We start from the raw sequence: 24,072 nt of genomic DNA on the forward strand, positions 1-24,072 counted from the left end.
CAAAAAAAAAATTGTAAAAATTTTTATATATATATTTTATGTTGGCCATTAATAATAGTTAAAGCTACGAGTTTACCTATATGAAATATTAAATAACCATTACTAAGCTATGTTTACCCATTTTTTACATAGGTACTACTTATCTCATAAACCATTCTCAGATAAAAATTTAAGTTTAGAAACAAATAACACTATCGATTAACCACCATAAATCTTTTAGCGATAAATTTCTAACTTACTATAAGCTATTCCAATCAAGTCTAGGTATGTATAAAAATTAACCTACAAAAACTATCTTTTTACACTCACGATGGATGGTAACTAAAAATTCTGTTTGGTCACCTTAACCATTTCAATTCCTTTTTTACCCCGTTGTACTTGTACTTTCAACTTTTCTAATTGTAATAACTGAAACAAATAAACATTTGTCGTTCGGTTTTCATTTAACGGTTTACCCAATAAAGGCAACAGCATTTCAGGATTAGCACCTAAACGAATATTATTATTAAATTTAGGATAGATTTCTGAGGTGACCAATGGACAATACTCTGTAGGTAACGCATCGCCCATTCGAATAACTACTTCATTAACTTTATTATCAAGGCTTGTACCTTTGGTTACAAACCATATTTGATAAGAGTAGCGAGGTAAACTATAACACTGATAATAACCACTCCCATTATAAAGCGGAGTTCCCGCTTTAAACTTTTGCAATACTTCATTCAGCGTGGTTTCACCAACAGATACCTTAAAACCACCTAACAATAAATCTGTAGGTAATGCTTTTTCATTAAGTTTTATTGCATTATCAGATAGCCGCTCATCAAAAGGCATGACTGGAATACGGATGCTTTCTGGCGGCCTTGGTATTTGGGCATTAACTTGTGTAGCACTTAATAGCATTAACGCTATTATAGGTACTTTGCGCATATTGCTTCCTTTATTAAAATTAAGCAGGTTCTACAAATTGTTCTACCACATCAAAGGTTAATTGTTCATCTTTAAGATCCACATGAACACTACCTCCATGATCTGCTAATTTACCAAATAAAATTTCTTCTGCAAGGGGGCGTTTTAATTTTTCTTGAATTATACGCCCCATTGGCCTTGCTCCCATTTGTGGATCATAGCCATTTTTAGCTAGCCAAGCACGTGCAACCTCTGAAACATCAAGCTGTACTTGTTTTTCTTCTAATTGAACCTGTAACTCAACCAAGAACTTATCGACAATACTATGTAATACATTATCAGTTAACTGACCAAACTGAATCACTGAGTCTAAACGATTACGAAACTCAGGTGTAAATACTTTTTTCACAGCTTCCATCGAATCTGTCGAATTATCTTGATGTGTAAATCCTATCGATGTACGTGAGGCGTCTTGCGCACCAGCATTAGATGTCATAATTAATACAACATTTCTAAAGTCCGCCTTGCGGCCGTTATTATCCGTTAATGTTCCATGGTCCATAACTTGTAGCAACAAGTTAAAAATAGCAGGATGTGCTTTTTCAATTTCATCTAACAAAAGAACACAATGTGGTGTTTTAGTAATGGCCTCAACCAACAGACCACCTTCATCAAACCCAACATACCCCGGAGGAGCGCCAATCAACCGAGACGCCGAATGCTGCTCCATATACTCTGACATATCAAAGCGAATTAGTTCGATCCCCAATGCCTTGCTTAACTGTTTGGCTACCTCCGTTTTACCAACGCCTGTTGGACCAACAAATAAGAATGAACCAATAGGTTTGTCTGGTGCTTTTAGTCCTGCACGAGATAACTTAATTGCAGCACTCAAAGAGCTAATCGCTCTATCTTGTCCAAAAACTGTCATTTTCAAATCGCGTTCTAAATTACGCAATAGCTCTTTATCTGAGGCATTAACACTCTTTGATGGTACACATGCCATTTTAGCAATAATTGCTTCAACTTGGGGAACATCAATACGCTCAGCTCTATTCTCAGCTTTTTGTAACTGTTGATAAGCACCAGCCTCATCAATTACATCAATGGCTTTGTCAGGCATATGGCGATCAGAAATATGACGAGCTGCTAACTCAGCAGCAGCTTTAAGCGCATCATCAGTATAGCCAATATGATGATGTTCTTCAAAACGGGACTTCAGCCCTTGTAAAATTCGAACAGTATCGGTTATGGAAGGCTCTACAACATCTATTTTTTGAAAACGTCGAGATAACGCATGATCTTTCTCAAATATACCACGATATTCTTTAAATGTGGTCGAACCAACACAACGAATTTGCCCACCACTTAATGCAGGCTTTAATAAATTAGAAGCATCCATTGCTCCACCAGTAGTAGCACCTGCACCTATAATGGTATGGATTTCATCAATAAATAAAATGGCATTCTTAGATTTTTTCAGCTCTTTCAAAACCGCTTTAAAACGTTTCTCAAAATCACCACGGTACTTCGTGCCTGCCAGTAAAGCACCTAAATCTAATGAATAGATAACACTGTCTTTTAAAACTTCTGGCACTTGCCCATCGACAATGCGTTTGGCTAAGCCTTCAACAATTGCTGTCTTACCAACACCCGCCTCTCCAACTAATAGAGGATTATTTTTACGGCGACGAGCTAATACCTGTGCAACACGCTCTACTTCGCTCTCTCTTCCAACTAAAGGGTCAATCAGGCCTTGTTGTGCTAATTCATTTAAATTAGAAGCATAACTTTCTAACGGATTCTTTTCTACAGCACTGTCTGACGAATTAACTTCATTAGTATCAATCTCTAAATTTTCCTCACTACCTTCTTTAGCGATACCATGAGAAATATAACGAACAACATCTAAACGTGATAAACCATATTTTTTTAATAAATAAACTGCTTGGCTTTCTGTTTCACTAAATATAGCCACGAGGACGTTTACACCTGTCACCTCTGTTTTTCCAGAACTTTGCATATGGAATACAGCACGTTGTAACACTCGATGGAACCCTAATGTTGCATCAGTTTGTGTGTCTGTATGGATGGTCGGGATAATAGGCGTTGCTTTTTCAATAAAATTAGTCAGTTCAGTAGCTAAATTCTCAACATGTATATTGTAGGCACGAAAGACTTGCAACGCCTCTGAATTTTCTAGCAGTGCTAATAATAGGTGTTCTACTGTGATAAATTCATGACGCTTCATACTGGCTTCGCGAAAAGCGGCATTAACTGTTTCTTCAAGGGCTTTATTTAACATAAACCACCGTTACCTAACATAAATACATTTACAATACTGATCGAACGTATTGTATCTCTTTAAAAATAATATTTGTCGATTTATTCTTTATAAGGCCGAACATTTTATTTTCAAGCAAATTAACTTAATTTGTTTCATTAACAGTAATATAAGTCACAGTGTTGGTACATCACGTAATTAAAACTACAGACATCTGCTAAAATATTCATCATGCCTTTTAAAATCTATAAAATCCCACTGTATTGTTATTAAAATATATTCCGAACTTTATACTTATTAACGCATAACAAATTAGCAATATCATTTTTTATTTTGTTAAGAGTTATGTATGATAGGAATAAATAACTATTAATATCACCAGCAATAGCATTAGTAAACATTATGAGCATTCAACAAACAAACAATAATAAGCTATACATTAACATTATGCTAATGGTCGCAGGGGCACATTTAGTCAACGATCTTATTCAATCGATGCTAACAGCCACCTACCCATTATTAGAGCAAAAATTCGCTCTCTCTTTAGCACAAGTAGGCTGTATTACACTGGTATACCAAATTACGGCTTCTATATTACAACCCGCTATTGGTCTATACACAGATAAACATCCCAAGCCCTATCTACTTCCCCTAGGAATGGCAGCAACAACTTTGGGGCTCATAATGCTTGCGCTAGCAAATAGTTTTCCATTATTACTAGTCTCGGCAGGACTTTTAGGGGTTGGGTCATCTACCTTCCATCCTGAAGGCTCCCGCGTAGCTCGTAGTGCATCAGGAGGACGTTTTGGCCTTGCACAATCTACTTTTCAGGTCGGTGGTAACATCGGTTCATCACTAGGCCCCTTATTAGTGAGTTTGGTCGTATTACACTACAATAAACAGGTCTATATTTTATGGTTTGTTGTTATTGGGCTTATCGGAATCACATTACTAAGTCGAATCAGTGCTTGGAGTACAACCCATTTAAAAGCAAGTATTAAACGCACACCTTTAGATCTAACGCTTCCTTTTAGTAAACAAAAGACTATTCTGGCATTAGCTATTTTAGGTATTTTGATTTTTTCTAAATATTTTTACATGGCAAGCATTACTAACTATTATTCTTTTTATTTAATTGAAAAGTTCCATTTAGAAAATAGTACAGCCGTCCTATTTTTATTTTTGTTCTTGTCTTCTGTCGCATTAGGTACCTTTTTAGGTGGTCCTATTGGCGATAGAATAGGCCGCAAATACGTTATATGGTTTTCCATTTTAGGCGCAGCACCATTTACGTTAGCTCTCCCCTATGCCAATCTATTCTGGACTGCTGTATTTAGTGTTTGCATTGGTTTAATTCTCTCTTCGGCCTTTGCTGCTATTGTGGTTTATGCACAAGAGCTAATCCCTGGCAGAGTCGGAATGATTGCTGGATTGTTTTTTGGTTTTATGTTTGGCATGAGCGGTATCGCTGCTGCAGTTTTAGGCTACGCAGCGGACCAAACAAGCCTAGAATATATCTTTAAATTTTGCTCTTTCTTACCCTTGTTAGGAATTATTACAGCTTTCTTACCTGATGTTGAAAGTAGTCTAAACACAGCTATTAATCATTTTAAGAAATAATTAAAAAGCCATTTAAATGGCTTTTTAATTCCAGCGCAATGTATAAACAAAATATCCTGGAGGAACGGAAGGGGCTGAAAGAGGCATCGAGTCAATCCACCCATCATAGGCCTCACAAGGTAATCCAATGATCCATTGTCTAACAACTTTTATGGATGCCATCGTATAAATATAAATGCTCTCAGAAGCGGGCCATATCTCTGAATTGTCTAAAGACATTTCCCAGTCATCATGAAGATCAACCAGTACAGTGCAAACATTAGGAAGCTTTTCGATTTGTTTTAGCTTTTTATAGATCTCTTCAATAGGCAGATCTTCTTCAGTACGCATTCCAGTACCTAGACTCCCTTCATCACTATTACCTTGAAAAAAATCATCCAGCGTTACAAGAGGTAACTCCCCATCATTCTCTTCGATTAACACTTGAATCATATCTAATAAACGCTCGCGTTCTTGCATAGCTTATTTTTCCCAAATATAATTTTTATTAAAAATTTTATTGTATAAGTTGATTAAAAAAATCTGTGTATCATATTATTTTAATTAGTATAACAAATGTTCACACTAACGGATTAATAGCTTCTTTAAATTCATACGTCAAACTTACACTATAATACTCATACAGGACTTGAACGCCCAGTCATTTCTTTGGCCATTTCAGTAGCATAGTTATCGGTCATCCCCGAAATAAAATCAATCATCCTCATTACTGATTGATACAATGACCAATCCTCTCTTGGTACATCATGCCCTAACAGATCAAAAATACGCTTATTTTTGAAGGATAAAGTTCCTTTACTATGGAGTTCAATAGCAGCCCCACAAAAATTATTCAATAAAACCTCAAGCGTTGTATAGGCACCAATTTCATGCAATGTTTTTTGTTTATCTTGGAAAATTTTTTCACGAGCTATTTTTTTAGCTTTCAAAATACATTCTTTACTTGCACTGTCCATATACTCTGCTAAATCACCTACCAGCTTACCCTCCAACAGCATAGCCTGTTGGCTAACAAAAGCGTCAGCAGCGGCATTCGTCAAATGGTGTATCGCTTTTCCACGTAAAATAGCAAGCTTACGGCGAGGGCTACTAATAGCATCTAGTTGCTCCATTAGTTTTGGTGTTTTTACTCCCACTAAATCAAGCAATAATGACTCAACTTCTTTATAAGACAATAAATCCATTTCTATGCCGTCTTCTAGATCAATTAAACCATAACAAATATCATCTGCCACCTCCAACAAATAAACGAGGGGGTGACGTTGCCAACGCTCTACATCCACTTGAGGTAATCCTAACTTGGTGACAATCTGCTCTAACAGTGGTAACTCGCTTTGGTAACAACCAAACTTACACTTTTTATAACCTTCTGCCTGTGCATAGCGTGATGTCCAAGGGTATTTGAGATAGCTACCTAAGGTGGCATAAGTTAAACGCATGCCCCCTTCATATTGGTGATATTCCAATTGCGTTAAAATACGTAAACCTTGGGCATTTCCTTCAAAATTTAAAAAGTCTGCCAACTCCTTATCGGCCATTTCATCAAACCATCCTTTACCTGCTGCCTGAAGAAACCAGTAACGAAATGCATCCTCCCCTGAGTGTCCAAAGGGAGGATTACCTATATCATGAGCAAGACAGGCTGACTGAACGATCACCCCTAAATCAACAGGCAAACACCAATGAGGCAACTCATCGCGTAATAACTCTCCTACCAAGATTCCCAGAGAGCGGCCCACTGAGGCCACTTCCAAACTGTGGGTAAGACGAGTATGAATAAGATCATTACTCGAAACAGGATGTACTTGCGTTTTTCGTCCCAAACGACGAAATGCACCTGAGAAAATAACCCGATCATAATCCTTATGAAACGGACTGCGACCTAACTCATCAGGACCTAACACAGTCTTACCCAAACGCTCAGGAGATAATAATAGTTGCCAGTTCAAAATTAACCTTCGATTGTATCCAATTTTTAAAACGAATCATATTGCTCCTATTATCACCTAAAATATCACTAATGACTAATCCTCCTCATATCAAAAAAAAATTATGATGGTTCTTGATAGCAGGCAATACTCGTAACAGCCTTAATATATTGCTTAATACTTAAAATAACCTCAACAATCTGTTCCAATGGCTGTACCAGTTTATTATTAACACCATATGACATAATAATTTCAGTTGCTTTTTTTCTGGCAGCAACAATTAAATTAGCACATAATCGCTGTTGCTTTTTAAGATAGAGATCTATAAACAATGTTAAACAATCCATATTTGCCTGTAATTGCCAAGTTACGCTACATAACACATGGCTTTTAATTAAATTACATTGAATACTCTCCACTAACAAGTCACAAATGGCCTCTGTTCTGTCATTAATTGCTGTAATAGCATCTATCATAGCTTCTCGATCTACGCGCTTATCAATAACTAATGCTTCCTCAGGACTAGCCAATACCGTTACTCTTTGCTGCATACATCCTCCTTGTCATACTGCTTTTGTTATTATGAAAACACTTGAAACTGCTCTTAAACCCAAACACTTTAAAATAAACTAACGATCCACTAGATTGATGCGATGCTATTCAAACAGGCTGAATTCAATCGAACTTATTAAAGTAAATTTTAATGTGCAGTCAGATAATAACGGTATCTTTGTTGCTTAGAATGTAAATCTTGGTAATCAAATGCTGACTTTACATTGAAATTACGCCCACAATAATTGTATTTTAACGATTTTAGTTCATCACTAAACTGACTCAAAACTCTCCCTGTTTTTACTTGATGAGATTGTTGATAATTTAATAAAGCTAATGCATTAATAGGTTTTACTACAAAGTAGAAAGTGATTTGTTTTTGTTTTTTTTCAACATAAGTCGAATAGATAAAATACATTGATAGTACTAATTTACTTGTAATAAGTGACTTATAAATATCATTACAATTTACTTTTTGATTCAATCCTTTTGAAAGAAAGTGATCTAATTTTTTAATAGTCAAACACTCTTTAAAATAAAATAAATTACTCATATGCTTCTCTTAATTTGCTGTTGGTGTAACAAGACTAATTCTAGGAGTCACCGCAAAATAATTTAATCGTGCCTATGTGGCATTTAATGGAAATTTAAAAAAGCGTTAAATAGACTATTTTTTTGTTTAAATAGTAGAAGAAGATTTGCAGAATATGAGATATCTATTTGTTTTTTATAAGACATTAAAGATAATAATCAATACTAACGAAAGATTTTATAAAATACTTCGCTTATAAAGTAACCATTAATCAATAAAAACGAATATCAACACATAAAAAAATTATAATATACGCGTATTACATTATACTTTTCGCTAATATAGAAAATTAATCATGAAGCCATTCATCCAAAAACTAGACTAATGTCTATAAAAACTATATTCAACAGTGTACTCAAGAAAACTTATAACTGTTTCCCCTCTGTTATGCACTATTTAGAGCATATTTTAAAATATAATTTTGGCATCCGCTTTCAGTGAAAATTAAGTTTATGCTAATGATGATGAAACTAAATATAAGTTTTAATCTGGAAAATAAAAATAAAAATAAAAATAGAAAAGATTTAGTTGTTAGCAACACTTGCTCTTTGCATCAAATTATAAATAAGATACAAATATAATAAACAATTCAAATTTTTTTATACTTTTGAATAGTAGGAAGGAGTTAAAACAATATGAATACTGCTGTATGTTCAATATACTAATATGTTAGTAAATGGATACTTCACTTACTAAAAAAACTATCCGCCTTTATTACAAGGCGATAAGTCATCTTTAGTAATACCAATATTTTGCTGACTCATTTAATATTACATAAATCTACGTAATAAGCCTGGATAATTAATGATTAAATAACGCGCTGTTTTACCTAACAAGCCAGCGTGCCGCCTACCCAGAACAGCTAAAAATAAAGCCATACCTGTCAGTATTACAGTTTTTCTTGTTTGAGGCGTTTTCTGATCGGGGGGATTAAATAAATTACTTAAACGCCCACCTATTTTAATAATAGGTTGAATTTCTTGTTTCAACACTCTACGCTGCAAAACCATCTCTTGCTGAATCAATGCCTTACGAACAGAAATAGCTATCTTTTTATTACTCATAAAAAACAACCTTATCTTTTATAAGCTCTTCTCTTGTAGCGGAAAATAGTTTAGTTTTTTTCCTTAAATACAGAAGGCTAAAGCCTGCGGCAATCATCAATAAAAAACAGACCGATGACAAACAACCAAGGGTAAATATACGATGTGTTTCCCAAAAATAAACAATAATGCCTATTGAGAAAAACACTAAAAATAACATGCCAAAAACCACTAAAATAGCCATACGAATAAAACATTGCCAATAAAATCTTTTTGCTTCTTCAAACTCTATAGACAACAAATCCATATGGCTATTTAGTAAATTAATAGCCGCTTGGCTTAACCCTTTTGAGGCGTTTACCGACTCACTAGAAGCTTCTTTAGCATCCATAACGGCCCCAAAATTTATTAACGTCTACGTAATAACTGAGCTACAACAACAGCTGCTGCTGCTGCAATTCCAACAGAAGCCCACGGATGTGATTTAACATAGTCATCGGTTGCCTTAATCGCCTCTTTACCTTTTTTGCAAATAGGCTGTACATGATCATCCAAAGTTCCACGAATATCATGAATTTTTGTAGCTAAACGCTCACGAAGTTCTTGCGTCTTTTCGTCAGCCTCATGGGTGGTTTCTTTTAACAAACGCTCTGCACCATCGATGATTTCATTAAACTGTGAAACTAAATCATCTTTAGCTTTTTTAGCGACTGATTTAATATCTTTTTCTTGTTCATCTGTTGTTTTCATAGTAATTCTCCTGACTAAATAAATTAACAACTAACTCAATAAAACCTTACTTATTGCTCTATCTTAGCTTATTAACCATTTACTTTTATATGATACATTAGGACACTATATTTATTTAATAATGAATTAAGAAATAGCTTCTTTCCAATTTCACTTCCTAAAGTCTAACAGATATTAATTATTTTTTTACTATCAACTTGTGACTAAAAATGTTATGCTACACGCCTGTATTTATACACAATCCTATTATTTTTTAACTAAAAATAGTTGCAAACCGAGCGTTTTCTTGGTATAAAGCGCACCTATTTTTATAAAGGTTCTTCTTTAAAAGAACTTTTGCAGTTAATTTATAATTACTTTATGTTGAGTTTATAGCCAACCCATGCCGGGTTTGGCATGAGGTTTAGAGGGCTGAAAATGTCAAGAGTTTGTCAAGTAACTGGTAAAGGGCCAGCAGTAGGAAACAACGTTTCCCACGCACAAAATAAAACGCGTCGTCGTTTTTTACCTAATCTTCAACATCACCGTTTTTGGGTTGAATCAGAAAATCGCTTTGTTCGTTTACGTGTTTCAGCTAAAGGCATGCGTATGATCGATAAATTAGGTATCGATGCAGTATTAGCAGATATTCGTGCTCGTGGCGGCAAAGTTTAAGGAGTCTTAAAATGCGTGAATTAATTCGTTTAGTATCTAGTGCTGGAACAGGTCATTTTTATACAACTGACAAAAACAAACGTACTACACCTGATAAAATTGAAATCAAAAAGTACGATCCTGTTGTACGTAAGCACGTAGTTTACAAAGAAGCTAAAATTAAATAATTTTAGTTTCTTTAAAAAAGCCCACTTTATGTGGGTTTTTTTATGACTAATCGTATGTAGTTTCATAGATAAAAACAAATAATAACAATTTAATTATTCATCACCATCGCCTGCGCTATAAAATAACCATAAATAGCTAATTATGGTATATGATTGTTATTATATTCTCACTAAAAACTAAGGAGCAAAAAATGACGGATACTGTTTTTATTACAGGCGTCACATCAGGTTTCGGTTATGCTACTGCCTTACGTTTTGCCAAGGCTGGCTGGAAACTTATCTTAACAGGCCGCAGAACTGAACGCTTAGAAAAGTTAAAAGCTCAACTTTCATCAGTACCTGTTCACATTATTACCTTAGATGTACGCGATGCTAATGCTGTAAAACAAGCAGTTGCAACACTTCCTGAAGAGTTTAAATCCATAAAAACATTGGTCAATAATGCAGGACTTGCATTGGCACCTGATCTTGCACAAAAAGTGGCGTTAGAAGATTGGCATACCATGATTGACACCAATATTACAGGGCTCGTTAATGTCACACACGCGCTACTTCCTTCGCTAATCGCCACAGGTAAAGGCGCCACAATTATTAACCTTGGATCAATTGCCGGGCAATGGCCTTATCCTGGAAGTCATGTTTACGGAGCATCAAAGGCCTTTGTAAAGCAATTCAGTTACAATTTACGTTGTGATCTATTAGGTACAGGGGTTAGAGTAACAGATATTGCGCCAGGAATGGCTGAAACAGAATTTACTCTCGTGCGCACAGGGGGCAACCAAAAAGCCTCAGATGATTTATATCAGGGAACAACGCCCCTTTCTGCAGAGGATATTGGTGAGCAGATATATCATATTGCTACCCTACCTGATCATATTAATTATAATCGTGTTGAAATTATGCCTGTACGACAAGCATGGTCAGCCTTTGCAGTTGATCGTGATAAATAATATACAGCATTGTCTACTTTATAAAATAAGTAGACAACTCTATAATACTAATGATGTAAATAAACTGTTGACTGTGCCGTTATTAATCCATTACTCAAACCCTAATGAATTTTTCTTAAGTTAACACCACGCATTAAAAATATTACTCACATTAAAAATAAGTGTTTCCTATGACAAACCTATTTCGTACAGTTGTTCTTGCAGCTTCATTAGTCGTTTCTTTTTCCGCTATTGCAGCACCAAACAATAATGATAACCTTGCACAAGCTATCAAAAAATCTCTCGAAGCTAATAAAATAGCCCCAGATACCTTATCACTGGCTATTATCCCTTTAACAGGAAATGGTAAGGCAACTTATATTAATGCTGATACCCCCATGAATCCAGCGTCTACCATGAAGCTATTAACCACCTACTCTGCCCTCGAACTATTAGGTCCAGGTTTTCGATGGAAGACAGCCTTTTATACCGATGGCGAAGTTAAAAATGGTATTGTTCATGGCAATCTTTATCTAAAAGGTAATGGCGATCCCAAGCTTAATATGGAGCGTCTCTGGCTATTACTAAGAGACTTAAGAAATAATGGTATTACTGCGATTCAAGGTAACTTAATACTTGATCGCAGTTACTTCAATATGCCTGAAGAAAAAGTATTTTTAGATGACAGCAATGAAAGTTATCGCCCCTACCTCGTATCGCCTGATTCTCTTCTCATTAACTTTAAAGTAATTCGCATCATTAGTCATACAGACAATAAACAGGCAAAAATCGTTTCAGACCCTCTATTAAAGGATCTACAAATAGTCAATGAATTACAAGTCGTAGCACCAAGAAAGAAAAACCATTGCCCGGTTATGCCTGACATCGAATACATCCCTGTAACACAGCAGAATGGCACGATTAAACTCACTGTATCAGGAAATATTGTTGAAGAATGTAGCGTTCAGAAATATATCTCACTGTTTGACCATGACCGCTATGCGGCAAATATCATCCGCTCTTTCTGGAAAGAACTAGGAGGCCAAATATCTGGACAAAGCAGAATAGGCGTCATGCCAAAAGACGCTAAGCTATTGGCCGTTACATGGTCACCTGACCTCGTTGAGGTTATACGTGATATCAATAAATTCAGTAATAACACCATGGCCAAACAACTCTTTTTAACCATTGGTGCTAGGAATCGGAAATCAGGCGATAAAGACGATGCAGAAGCTGCTTACCGTACTATTTATAATTGGCTACTAACCAAAGGCGTCAGCCCTGAACAACTCAAAATGGAAAATGGTTCAGGTCTATCACGAGAAGAACGTATTACAGCTAAAGAAATGGTAGGTTTATTACAAATGGCGTGGAAAGGCAACTATTCTGCTGAATTTATTGCATCTATGCCTATTATTGGCGTTGATGGAACCATGAGTAAACGCTTAAGAAAAACCGAAGCTCGTGGACGTGGTCATATTAAAACAGGTACGCTCAATAACGTACGCGCCATTGCAGGGTTTATTAAAGACAAGAATAATAACGTATGGGCTATTGCCGCCATTTTAAATGACAGCAAGCCTTGGGGATCAAGTGATGTTTTAGATGATATCCTACTAGATACCTATAACCAATAACTTCCTAAAAAAGGGCAACCTAATTTATTTAGACTGTCCTTTTTATAACCATTTTTTAATCTTAAACCAAACATAACAAATCAACGCAGACAATATCATCAGTATCAAACTTAATGGATAACCAAAGCGTAAATCCAACTCTGGCATATCATGGAAGTTCATGCCATAAATAGTACCAACCAGCGTGGGGGGTAAAAATAAAACGGCTGCAATAGAAAACACTTTGATAATGCTATTTTGCTCAATATTAATTAGCCCTAATGTCGCATCTAATAAAAAAGTGATCTCGCTGGACATTCTCGTATGGTACTCCGTAAGAGAACCGATATCTAACTCAATTGAACGTAATAAATCCTTAGCCTCTTTCGTTAACCAACTCACCGACTGCTTACAATAAATTAACATACGGCGAATACTGAGCATACTGTCACTTAGCTTTGCCAATAATGAATTGTATTTACCTAATTTCTTAACCGTGAGCTGTAAGTCTTTAGTATCTAATTTATCATTATCAAAAATATTTCTAGATAAATCATTTAGATTACTCTGTAACTTCTCTAAAATGTCTGCAATGCGATCAACCACAGCATCCATTAATGACATCATCAAAATATCGGGGCTTTTAAATAACTGTGTTTGGCGGGCACATTTGTTTTCAAATGTTTTAAAAGAAACTAACTCACCATAGTGCGCACATACCAATCGTTTTTGATCTAAAATAAATGAAATTTCTGTTAAGACAGGGTTCATATTTTGACTCCCTGTTACCACAGATACGATCATACAAAAACCATCTTTGGTTACAAAGAAACGTGACGAATCCTCAATCTCTGACATTTCTTCAGGTGATGGCACTTCTATATCTAGGTTATCCTCAATAAAGTGCTCTTCATCTTGGGTTGGATGAAGTAAATCAATCCATATAGTATCCTTAGGAATACCTGCCACCTCATCAGAGGTTACCGTCTTCAACATACCATTTTGAAGATAATGATAAGTAATCATAATTCCATCTTTCTCATTAACATAACATTATAAAAACTTGACCCTATAGTTACTATAAGCTTTCTAATAAGCATTAATAAATGAACGGTCTATTCTATTGAGGAAAGCTCATGAGCGAAAAAAAACACGATCATTGCTGTAGCCATCAAGATAACAATGTACACAATACAGCAAAAATCAATGAAAATATAGATTTCTCTATGGGAGACTCTCGCTGGGATAGCTTACTAATTGAAGACATGGACTGCCCTACCGAAGAGCGTCTTATTCGTGAAAAATTCAAGAATATAGAAGCCATTGAAACACTAGAGTTTAACCTAATCAAACGTGTACTCAAAATTAAACATCGTTACACTCAAATAGAACCGCTGCAACAAATGATTAGCGAACTGGGTATGCAAGCTGTTCCTTATAATAACCAAATATTGCATGAGTCTATTTCAGCTAAGTCAACAGCCATGCTGATTATTGCTGGCGTTCTTGCTTTTAGTGCTGAACTCATGCACTACCTTTCTGCCCCTAGTTTTCTAATCATTATCGCTTCTCTACTGGCTATTTTATTGGTAGGTATGCCAACCTATTACAAAGGGTTCATTGCATTAAAAAATAAAGCATTAAATATCAATGCACTCATGAGTATTGCCGTAACAGGAGCACTGCTGATTGGCCAATGGCCCGAAGCCGCCATGGTTATTGTTCTCTTCACGTTGGCCGAATACATAGAAACACTGTCACTGCAAAAAGCACGTAATGCTATTGGTGGTTTACTTAGCCTTGCGCCAACCACTGCTGATATCCAACAAATCGATGGTTCATGGCAAACTGTCAATGCTGATGCCGTACTACTCAATAGCATTGTCCGTGTCAAACCTGGTCAACGTATTGCACTCGATGGTGAAATAACCAGTGGACAAACCACTATCGACCAATCCGCCATTACGGGTGAAAGTATGCCCATCGAAAAGAACGTTGGAGACCCCGTCTATGCAGGAACAGTCAATGGTAACCAAGCATTCACATTTAAAGTAACACGTATTACCTCTGACACTACTTTAGCACGAATTATTCAACGGGTTGAAGAAGCTCAAAGTAGCCGCGCCCCGACACAACGCTTTGTCGATCAATTCTCAAAATACTACACTCCTATTGTAGTGGGTCTTGCTTTATTAGTCGCATTAATAACAATCCCATCTTGGATAATGACAGGGGTATTCTCAATTGATTGGATTTATAAAGCTCTTGTTTTACTAGTCATTGCATGCCCTTGTGCACTTGTTATTTCTACCCCTGTAACTATTGTCAGTGGCCTTGCAAGAGCTGCTAAATTAGGTATGCTAGTTAAAGGTGGAGTCTATTTGGAGCAGGCTAATAAACTACAATGGCTCGCGGTTGACAAAACAGGTACGTTAACCGTAGGAAAACCCTCACAAACTGACTACCTTTCATTAGACGAAACAGTTCAAGCACAACAAATTGCTGCAAGTTTAGCTAGCCATTCAGACCACCCAGTATCATTAGCTATTGCTCAAGCAGCGTCTGAAAACTTATTAACTGTTGAAAATTTTGAAGCATTGTTAGGGCGGGGAACCAAAGGTACTATCAATGAACAAACTTACTACCTTGGTAATTATCGCTTAATGGAAGAAATTGGTGTAGCGTCTACAGCGCTTAGTGATACCATTAAACCATTCGAACAACAGGGTAAAACTATTACATTGTTAGCAACCTCAGCCAATGCGATTGCTTTATTTGCAGTAGCTGATACTATTAAATCAACCTCCAAACAAGCAATTGATGAACTCCACCAACTAGGCATTAAAGTACTCATGCTAACAGGCGATAATGCCTATACGGCAAATTCAATTGCCAAAGAAGTTGGAATTGATGAAGTAAAAGCTAATCTACTACCCGAAGACAAACTCACTATTATTGAAGAAAAAATAAAGCAACAACAAACTATCGGCATGGTCGGTGATGGTATCAATGACACTCCAGCCCTAGCTCGTGCAGATATAGGCTTTGCCATGGGGGCAATAGGCACTGACAGTGCCATTGAAACGGCAGACGTTGCCTTAATGGACGATGATTTACGAAAACTTCCTCAATTTATTCGACTTTCGAAAGCAACACGCCAATTACTTATTCAAAATATTAGTTTTGCAATTATCATTAAACTATTGTTTATCATACTGACCATCGTGGGATATGGTACATTATGGATGGCTATTTTTGCTGATATAGGCGTCAGTTTATTAGTAGTATTTAACGGATTGAGATTACTACTTTTTAAATAGTCTTATTTAAAAAGCCATTAATCTAAAGTTGTATAGAAAAATATCTATAAAAATAATAGCATAAGGGCAAGTTAGTATAACTCATGGACGCAGTAATATATCGACTTTCATACTTTTGATTATTATCCAATATACAAAACCCCCTGTTCAAACAGGGGGTTTTTATTTGGCTAAACCGATTCGCTTAAAAATTTTTCACCCTTGGCAATATACTGATTCATCTCTGTATCAGGAACCATACTCCCCCCAGTCACCCATGCAATATGTGTTGCTTGTTGTAATTGCTTCTGACTAAATGCCATACGTTGTAAGTATTGCTTATCTTTCAACACTTCATAAATACCTGGAATTCCTGCAGCGGCTGATGGCTCAATATAAATTTTTTCACACCGTGCAAGCAAAGCAAGTAGCTGATACATTTCGTCATCATCTAATGTAAAATAACCATCCAGTAAATGCTGCATCGCTTTACCTACAAAACCAGATGGTCGACCGACTGCCAACCCATCAGCCGCTGTTAAATTATCAATACTAAAATCTTGTACAGACGTCTTATCATGCAACCCCGTATATACACCTAAAAACATACAAGGCGCATGAGTGGGTTCACTAAAAATACAGTGAACATCATCACCAAATTGTGCCTTTAAGCCAAAAGCCACGCCACCAGGTCCACCACCTACACCACAAGGTAAATAAACAAATAAAGGATGTTCTGAATCAACTTTAACTGATAATGCTTGCAACTGCCCCGCTAAGCGATAAGCGGCTACTGCATAGCCAAGAAATAAACTTTTTGAATTTTCATCATCAACAAAATAACACATTGGATCATTTTCAGACTCTTTACGCCCTTTAGCCACCGCTTCAGAATAATCGGACTCATATTCAACAACTGTCACACCATGAGCTCTTAACTTGTCTTTTTTCCACTGACGCGCATCAGCAGACATATGCACACTGGCCTTAAAACCTAGTTGTGCACTCATAATGCCAATAGACAAACCTAAATTACCTGTTGACCCAACAGCTACAGAATACTGAGAGAAAAATGCTTTAAACTCAGGTTCTGCCAATAAGCGGTAATCATCTGTTAGTTTTAATTTACCAGCAGCGATGGCTAGCTCTTCTGCATGTTTTAATACCTCATAAATACCACCGCGTGCCTTAATAGAACCACTGATAGGTAACTGGCTATCTAATTTTAACCATAAGCTCCCTATAGAATGTGAGTGATAATGCTTATCTAAACTCTTTTGATATTCTGGTACTGCAACCAATGGTGATTCCAATATACCTAATTGATGCCGAGTCTCAGGAAATACTTCTGCCAAATAAGGGCTAAAACGTTTTAAACGTGCAGCAGCGTCTTTAATATCATCAACAGTAAGCCCTACTTCGGGTAATGCAAGATCAGTTTTCTTAACGAAAGGATTAAACCAAGTAGCCTCTCTTAACTTGACTAAATCCTCAATCAATGGATGGGTTTCATACCACTGCCCTAGTGTTTTTCCATGAATTAATTGCACTTTATTGCTCCTAATCTTACAAAATCATATTTAAAATTAAAGCTCCACACAAACCAACGATAGAAGCTAACGTTGTTGCTACGGTTAAACGCTTAATTGTTTCCGTCATGGTTAAACCTAAATACTCCTTTACTAGCCAAAAATAGCTGTCTGTTACCTGTGTTAACGCAATAGCACCTGCACCTATAGCAATAGCCATAACTTCTGGTTTTAATTCTGGATGCCCCGTCATCATAGGTAACACAATCCCTGTTGCACTGATCATTGCAACTGTTGCAGATCCTACAGCAAAATGAAGTAAAGCTGCAATTAGCCATGCCAAGATAATTGGACTAATCGGTAAAGTAGAAAGCGCTTCTTTTAAACCATTACCAACACCACTTACACTTAAAATCTCACTAAAAGCACCACCCGCACCAATAATTAAAAAAATTCCTGCAATCGGTGTAAAAGCTCTTTCGGATACACTTAATAACTCTGCCAAATTAAGCCCTCTTGTCAAACCTAAACTCCAATAAGCAAAAAAAACAGAGATAAGTAATGCAGTGATAGGATTTCCAATGAATGAAATATAAGACATAACAATAGAGCCCTTATCGATGCTAATCACCAATAAAGTTTTTCCCACCATAATCAATAAAGGCAATAGAATAGTAAAAAGGGTAATCCAAAAACCAGGCAATGTCTTTCTAGCCGTAATAATACTTGGCGTAGTATCTAATAGTTCATCATCAGTAGGAATATTAGCGCAAAAGAATTTAACAAAAAGTGGGCCGCCTATCATTGCACAAGGCAGGCCTACCAACAAACCAAGTACAATAACCTTACCCACATCCGCTCCCAGCTTTGCAGCAATAGCCATTGCAGCAGGATGGGGAGGAACAATACAATGAACGGTCATTAAAGAAACAGCTAATGGCAGGCCTACTTTCAAACGAGGAATACCTGCATCTTTAGCAACAACCAATACAAGAGGAATTAGTAATACAAATCCAACTTCAACAAAAACAGGAATCCCTGCAATAAAACCAACCAGCATCATGACCCATGTGGCACGTTCTTTACCTAGCTTATCAAGTAAAGTACTGGCAATACGCTCTGCTCCACCAGATACCTCAAGCATTTTACCTAAAATAGCACCAAAACCGATAATAAGCGTTAGAAAACCTAATGTACCCCCAACACCTTTTTCAATAATAGTAGGAAGTGTATCGATCGGCATATCGGTTGTAATACCTACAAAAAAAGCAGCTAACACCAATGCAATAGATGCATGTAATTTACATTTAACAATCAGTAAGACAATTAATATAATAGAAATGATTAAGATGCCAACCAGCATAGCTGTTGTCATAGGCCTGCTCCTCAGTGATTTAATTATTATTTATTCCTTTAAAATAATCATACTGAGTAACTATGGAACTAACAAAAGATAATTTCTAATCTTATAGATGAATATAAATAATCCATAAAGCTATACAAATAAAGTAACAGATAAACCCCTAATGATATATTTATCAGTCTATCATTGCTTTTTTAAAAACGATTAAACGATTACTGCGTAGAAAGTAAAGAAAAATGATAATCGGCTTGTTGACTCATTTCACCCTGTTGCTTAATCCACGCCAAAAAAACTTCAAGACGCGGAGGGATATATTGCAAACGAGGCCAGACCAAATAATAATTAAAACTCGTCCTCAATGGCGCAAACTTAAAAGGGCTGATAAGAATACCTGTATCAAGCCATTTACGAACTAAATGTAAACGGCCTATAGCTACACCCATACCATAAATAGCAGCACAGGCAGAGGACCTTGAGCTATCAAACGTGATCATAGCATGGTGTTGAGGTAAATCTATTTTCATTTGTTTACACCAGACGTGCCATTCTGCATCCACAGCAGAATAGTGCCAAGCTTTCGCATCATGTAGTAAAGTACAACTCACTAAACTTTCTGGCTGATTAATTAACTTGTTTTGCTCTGCATAGGCTTTGGTACAGACAGGTAGTATTCGCTCTTCCATCAAACATTCACTATTAAACCCTGGGAAATAACCGTTACTGTAATAAATTGCTAGATCAATAGCTTGCTCTTGAAAACTAGCTTGTTCATTACCCATTCGAATATTAATCTGAATAGAGGGGTAACAGCTTACAAAATCGGCAAGTCTTGGAAGTAACCAATTTTCAGCAACGCTTGGATGAGAAAAAATATTTAAAGACCCTGATAACTCACAACCACGAATATCATGAATCTCTGAATTAATCTTACTAAAACTATTTTTCAATACACTATATAAACGCTCTCCCTCAGTAGTTAATTTTATTTTTCGGGTAAAGCGATGAAACAATTGAAAACCAAGCTGTTTTTCTAATTTATTAATGCGATGACTCACAGCACTAGGGGACAAACATAATTGATCAGCCGCTAACTGAAAACTTAATAAATTAGCCGCATAAATAAATGTTTGCAAATTAACCAAATGCTGGTCATTTAAAATAGTTTTCTGATTTAGATATTGTTGGTAAAAGCTATCCTGTTTTTGCTTAGTTGATAAAAAAGGTCCTTCCATCATGAAACCTAACTATAATTAAAATGTTGTAACAAACTATTTTTCTAGTATTAAGTCTAACGCCTTATACAATATTAGGTTATACGACCTTGGTAGCCATTAAAGAATTTTATGAAAATTTGTTTAGAAATAAAAAATCCCCAGCAAGCTGGGGACTCACAAAAAGTCTAAAAAGGACTAATCTTTACTGCGCTCAGAACGCTTACGGTCTTGCTCATTAAGAATTTTCTTACGTAAACGAATCGATTTAGGTGTTACTTCAACTAATTCATCATCATCAATAAACTCAAGCGCTTGTTCTAAAGTAAATTTAATAGGTGGAACTAACTGAATGGTTTCATCGTTACCTGAAGCACGCATGTTATCTAGTTTTTTACCTTTGGTTGGATTAACCACAAGGTCATTACCACGGGAATGAATACCTACAATCATCCCCTCATAACATTCCATACCTGGTTCAACAAATAAACGACCACGATCTTGCAATGTCGTTAAAGAATAAGCCAAAATCTTACCACTTGCCATGGCAATTAATACACCATTAATACGATGCTCAACCTCACCTTCTTTCACTTTACCATAATGGCTAAAGGTACTGGTTAAAATACCTGTTCCTGATGTTAATGTCATGAAGTTATTACGGAAACCAATTAAACCACGCGCAGGAATCGTATATTCTAAACGAACACGACCTTTACCATCAGGCATCATATTGGTTAAATCACCCTTACGAAGCCCCATTTGTTCCATAATCGTGCCTTGGTGTTGCTCTTCAATATCAATGGTTACATTTTCATAAGGCTCTTGCTTTTCGCCATCAACGTCTTTAATAATAACCTCGGGACGAGAAACCCCTAGCTCAAATCCTTCACGGCGCATACTTTCAATTAATACTGAAAGATGAAGCTCACCACGGCCTGATACTTTAAACTTCTCAGCAGAGTCGCCATCTTCTACGCGTAAAGCCACATTATGCAATAATTCCTTCTCTAAACGCTCTTTAATATTACGGCTAGTTACAAACTTACCTTCTTTACCCGCAAAAGGAGAATCATTTACTTGGAACGTCATACTCACAGTAGGTTCATCCACTGTTAAAGCAGGCAATGCTTCAACGTTTTGAGGGTCACACAATGTGTCAGAAATAAAGAGTTGATCAAAGCCGTTGATACAAATAATATCACCCGCTTGCGCATCTTCTTGGTCAACACGGTGTAAACCATGATATCCCATTACTTTCAAAATACGACCATTACGTTTTTTGCCTTCAATATCAATAGCAACAACGGGAGAGTTGGCTTTGATTTTACCGCGAGCAATACGACCAATACCAATCACACCAAGATAGCTGCTATAGTCTAATGCCGAGATTTGCATCTGGAATGGGCCATCAATATCCACACTCGGAGAAGGCACACGATCTACAATAGTCTGAAACAATGGTGTTAAATCTTCTGCCATATCTGCTGGATCTAAACCAGCAATCCCGTTAATAGCGCTGGCATACACGAAAGGAAAATCTAGTTGATCTTCAGTTGCACCTAAATTATCAAATAGGTCAAACACTTGGTCAATCACCCAATCAGGACGTGCACCCGGACGATCGATTTTATTAACAACAACAATTGGTTTTAAACCCGCTTGGAAAGCTTTTTGTGTTACAAAGCGCGTTTGTGGCATTGGGCCATCTACCGCATCAACCAACAACAGAACAGAATCCACCATCGACATCACACGCTCAACCTCACCACCGAAGTCGGCATGCCCTGGCGTATCCACAATATTAATGCGGTAACCATTCCAAGAAATAGCGGTATTTTTTGCTAAAATAGTAATGCCACGCTCTCTTTCCTGATCATTACTGTCCATCACGCGCTCAGAATCTAGTTCTTTACGCTCAAGGGTACCTGATTGTCTTAATAATTTATCAACAAGGGTGGTTTTCCCATGGTCAACGTGGGCAATAATAGCAATATTACGTAGTTTTTCGATCACAATAACATCTCAAATATAAATAGATTAATAAAAAATTTCTGCTAACAACGACTCTTTGTTTACTCAATCGGGGGGGTGATGACGATCACTACCGGCAAAATACATCGCGAATTTACGGACGATATACACGCACATTGACATGTCCCTCGCTTAATAGATGGTGAGCATGTAAACGACTCATCACACCTTTATCACAGTAAAGCAAATACTGACGACTTTCATCCAGCTTATTAAATTGCTGATTAATTGCATAAAAAGGGATTTGCTTGATTTCTATACCCTCAAGTACAAGAGGATGGTCCTCTGCTTGATCAGGATGACGAATATCAATCACAACTTGCCCGGCTAATACCTCAGACACTTGCTCAACATGGATATCTTTTCCTAACTCTTCCATAATTTGATCTACCGTCACCCATTTAGCTTGAGCAATGGCATTGTCTAATATAGAAAAGTCAAAGTTTTCTTCTTCTCGCTCAACTCGATCAGCCTTAGCACGGGTTGTCGGATTCACTGAAATAACACCACAATACTCTGGCATATGGCGCGCGTATCCAGCTGTACCGATTTGCTCAGCTTGAGCAATAATATCCTCTTTATGGCTAGCAATCAGAGGACGAATCACTAACATATCTGTGACTTGATTAATTACATTCAAGTTGGTTAATGTCTGGCTAGATACTTGAGAAATAGCTTCTCCCGTCACCAGTGACGTTAACTCAAACCGCTTCGCCAGTTGGGTAGCTGCACGCAACATCATACGTTTTAAGATAACGCCCATTTGGCTATTATCTACTTGTGTAAGAATTTCTCCTACCACTTGTTCAAAAGGCACACTAATAAACATCACCCTTTGTGAACTCGCATACTTTTCCCATAAAAAGTGAGCAACTTCCATCACCCCTAGCTCATGAGCACGGCCACCTAAATTAAAAAAGCAAAAATGAGGTAATAAACCACGACGAATCATTTGATAAGCGGCGACCGTTGAATCATAACCACCTGACATCAAAACCAATACTTGGTCTAATGAAGCAAGAGGATATCCCCCAAGTCCTTTATAAGCACGTTCAATTAAATACAAATGCTGATCACGAATTTCTAGGCGAACCTCCACCTCAGGCTTATGCAGTGAGACACCTTTAGGTGAGCAATCACGAATCAAACCTGCACCAATCTCACGCTCAACTTCTACTGAAGAAAAAGGATGCTTACCCGTACGTTTACAGCGTACACAAAAAACCTTATCGTCAATTTGCTTGGCAAAATGCTGTTTACATTTGTTTAAAATATCACTCATGTCTCCTAAAGGATATTCTACAACTTGTAGAAATTGCCCTACTCCAGGGATACATTGTAATCTTTCAATAATCTGTGCTTGCAATACAGGCTCAGTCACCGCCGAATTAACTTCGACATGGTCCCACTGTGTCACTACACTAACCGCAGGGTCAATTTTCTTTAACACTGCACGAATGTTTTTTGTTAGTTGGTTAGCAAATTGCTTACGTACTGGGGTACTTTTAATCGTAATCTCAGCAAAATATTTAATAATAAATTTCATGGAATCTAGTCGAAGCGGGGCACACTGAAAAATAAAGTAGCAAATT

At 36.7% G+C, this 24,072-nt stretch carries 21 protein-coding genes; 6 read left to right on the forward strand and 15 right to left on the reverse strand.

Annotated features, from left to right (window positions below; all coding sequences use genetic code 11):
* Window positions 1–321: 321 nt before the first annotated feature.
* Complete coding sequence (locus tag DM558_RS08385) at window positions 322–930, reverse strand: hypothetical protein (protein ID WP_127163432.1); 609 nt, start codon at window positions 928–930, stop codon at window positions 322–324.
* Between the two features lie 19 nt (window positions 931–949).
* The gene (clpA, locus tag DM558_RS08390) at window positions 950–3,214 is read right to left on the reverse strand and encodes an ATP-dependent Clp protease ATP-binding subunit ClpA (RefSeq protein ID WP_127163434.1); all 2,265 of its coding nucleotides are present in this window, start codon (window positions 3,212–3,214) and stop codon (window positions 950–952) included.
* A 381-nt stretch (window positions 3,215–3,595) separates the two neighbouring features.
* On the opposite strand from clpA, the gene DM558_RS08395 reads away from it, so the two are divergent.
* Complete coding sequence (locus tag DM558_RS08395) at window positions 3,596–4,813, forward strand: MFS transporter (RefSeq protein ID WP_109702141.1); 1,218 nt, start codon at window positions 3,596–3,598, stop codon at window positions 4,811–4,813.
* Between the two features lie 24 nt (window positions 4,814–4,837).
* Here DM558_RS08395 and DM558_RS08400 read toward each other — a convergent pair whose 3' ends face one another.
* The 7 genes from DM558_RS08400 to DM558_RS08430 all read right to left on the reverse strand — a co-directional run bounded on the left by DM558_RS08400 (window position 4,838) and on the right by DM558_RS08430 (window position 9,678).
* Window positions 4,838–5,272, reverse strand: coding sequence for a hypothetical protein (locus DM558_RS08400; RefSeq protein ID WP_109702140.1), 435 nt, complete (start codon window positions 5,270–5,272; stop codon window positions 4,838–4,840).
* A gap of 158 nt (window positions 5,273–5,430) precedes the next feature.
* On the reverse strand, window positions 5,431–6,762 hold the full coding sequence (locus DM558_RS08405) for a deoxyguanosinetriphosphate triphosphohydrolase (protein ID WP_127163436.1): 1,332 nt from the start codon (window positions 6,760–6,762) through the stop codon (window positions 5,431–5,433).
* Window positions 6,763–6,863: 101 nt separating this feature from the next.
* Entirely contained in the window at window positions 6,864–7,292 is a 429-nt protein-coding gene (locus tag DM558_RS08410) for a hypothetical protein (RefSeq protein ID WP_109702138.1), read from the reverse strand.
* Between the two features lie 149 nt (window positions 7,293–7,441).
* Window positions 7,442–7,846: a hypothetical protein gene (locus tag DM558_RS08415; protein ID WP_127163438.1), complete on the reverse strand. Its 405-nt coding sequence runs from the start codon at window positions 7,844–7,846 to the stop codon at window positions 7,442–7,444.
* A gap of 809 nt (window positions 7,847–8,655) precedes the next feature.
* Window positions 8,656–8,949, reverse strand: a complete 294-nt coding sequence (locus DM558_RS08420; RefSeq protein ID WP_127163440.1) for a hypothetical protein — start codon at window positions 8,947–8,949, stop codon at window positions 8,656–8,658.
* Complete coding sequence (locus tag DM558_RS08425) at window positions 8,942–9,319, reverse strand: phage holin family protein (RefSeq protein WP_127163442.1); 378 nt, start codon at window positions 9,317–9,319, stop codon at window positions 8,942–8,944. The genes DM558_RS08420 and DM558_RS08425 overlap by 8 nt, the downstream gene beginning before the upstream one ends.
* 17 nt (window positions 9,320–9,336) lie before the next feature.
* The gene (locus DM558_RS08430) at window positions 9,337–9,678 is read right to left on the reverse strand and encodes a DUF883 family protein (protein ID WP_127163444.1); all 342 of its coding nucleotides are present in this window, start codon (window positions 9,676–9,678) and stop codon (window positions 9,337–9,339) included.
* 417 nt (window positions 9,679–10,095) lie between these two features.
* Between DM558_RS08430 and rpmB the strand changes: the two genes are divergently transcribed.
* From rpmB to dacB, 4 genes are all read left to right on the forward strand, one after another.
* On the forward strand, window positions 10,096–10,332 hold the full coding sequence (gene rpmB, locus DM558_RS08435) for a 50S ribosomal protein L28 (protein ID WP_109702133.1): 237 nt from the start codon (window positions 10,096–10,098) through the stop codon (window positions 10,330–10,332).
* A gap of 11 nt (window positions 10,333–10,343) precedes the next feature.
* Window positions 10,344–10,499 (forward strand): 50S ribosomal protein L33, encoded by a 156-nt coding sequence (gene rpmG / locus DM558_RS08440; protein WP_003253507.1) that lies wholly within the window; start codon window positions 10,344–10,346, stop codon window positions 10,497–10,499.
* A gap of 191 nt (window positions 10,500–10,690) precedes the next feature.
* Window positions 10,691–11,449: an SDR family NAD(P)-dependent oxidoreductase gene (locus tag DM558_RS08445; protein WP_127163446.1), complete on the forward strand. Its 759-nt coding sequence runs from the start codon at window positions 10,691–10,693 to the stop codon at window positions 11,447–11,449.
* Between the two features lie 170 nt (window positions 11,450–11,619).
* Entirely contained in the window at window positions 11,620–13,065 is a 1,446-nt protein-coding gene (gene dacB / locus DM558_RS08450; RefSeq protein ID WP_127163448.1) for a D-alanyl-D-alanine carboxypeptidase/D-alanyl-D-alanine endopeptidase, read from the forward strand.
* 42 nt (window positions 13,066–13,107) lie between these two features.
* Here dacB and DM558_RS08455 read toward each other — a convergent pair whose 3' ends face one another.
* Window positions 13,108–14,070, reverse strand: coding sequence for a magnesium transporter CorA family protein (locus DM558_RS08455; RefSeq protein WP_127163450.1), 963 nt, complete (start codon window positions 14,068–14,070; stop codon window positions 13,108–13,110).
* 110 nt (window positions 14,071–14,180) lie between these two features.
* On the opposite strand from DM558_RS08455, the gene DM558_RS08460 reads away from it, so the two are divergent.
* Entirely contained in the window at window positions 14,181–16,364 is a 2,184-nt protein-coding gene (locus DM558_RS08460; RefSeq protein WP_127163452.1) for a heavy metal translocating P-type ATPase, read from the forward strand.
* 170 nt (window positions 16,365–16,534) lie between these two features.
* On the opposite strand, the gene dsdA is transcribed toward DM558_RS08460, so the two are convergent.
* The 5 genes from dsdA to thiI all read right to left on the reverse strand — a co-directional run bounded on the left by dsdA (window position 16,535) and on the right by thiI (window position 24,026).
* The gene (gene dsdA, locus DM558_RS08465) at window positions 16,535–17,893 is read right to left on the reverse strand and encodes a D-serine ammonia-lyase (protein WP_127163454.1); all 1,359 of its coding nucleotides are present in this window, start codon (window positions 17,891–17,893) and stop codon (window positions 16,535–16,537) included.
* 16 nt (window positions 17,894–17,909) lie between these two features.
* Complete coding sequence (locus DM558_RS08470) at window positions 17,910–19,247, reverse strand: GntT/GntP/DsdX family permease (RefSeq protein WP_127163456.1); 1,338 nt, start codon at window positions 19,245–19,247, stop codon at window positions 17,910–17,912.
* Window positions 19,248–19,447: 200 nt separating this feature from the next.
* Window positions 19,448–20,470: a DNA-binding transcriptional regulator DsdC gene (dsdC, locus tag DM558_RS08475; protein ID WP_127163458.1), complete on the reverse strand. Its 1,023-nt coding sequence runs from the start codon at window positions 20,468–20,470 to the stop codon at window positions 19,448–19,450.
* A 174-nt stretch (window positions 20,471–20,644) separates the two neighbouring features.
* Complete coding sequence (typA, locus tag DM558_RS08480; RefSeq protein WP_109702125.1) at window positions 20,645–22,462, reverse strand: translational GTPase TypA; 1,818 nt, start codon at window positions 22,460–22,462, stop codon at window positions 20,645–20,647.
* Between the two features lie 112 nt (window positions 22,463–22,574).
* Window positions 22,575–24,026, reverse strand: coding sequence for a tRNA uracil 4-sulfurtransferase ThiI (thiI, locus tag DM558_RS08485; RefSeq protein ID WP_127163460.1), 1,452 nt, complete (start codon window positions 24,024–24,026; stop codon window positions 22,575–22,577).
* Window positions 24,027–24,072: the final 46 nt, after the last annotated feature.

This window comes from Entomomonas moraniae, from assembly GCF_003991975.1.
GTDB lineage: Bacteria > Pseudomonadota > Gammaproteobacteria > Pseudomonadales > Pseudomonadaceae > Entomomonas > Entomomonas moraniae.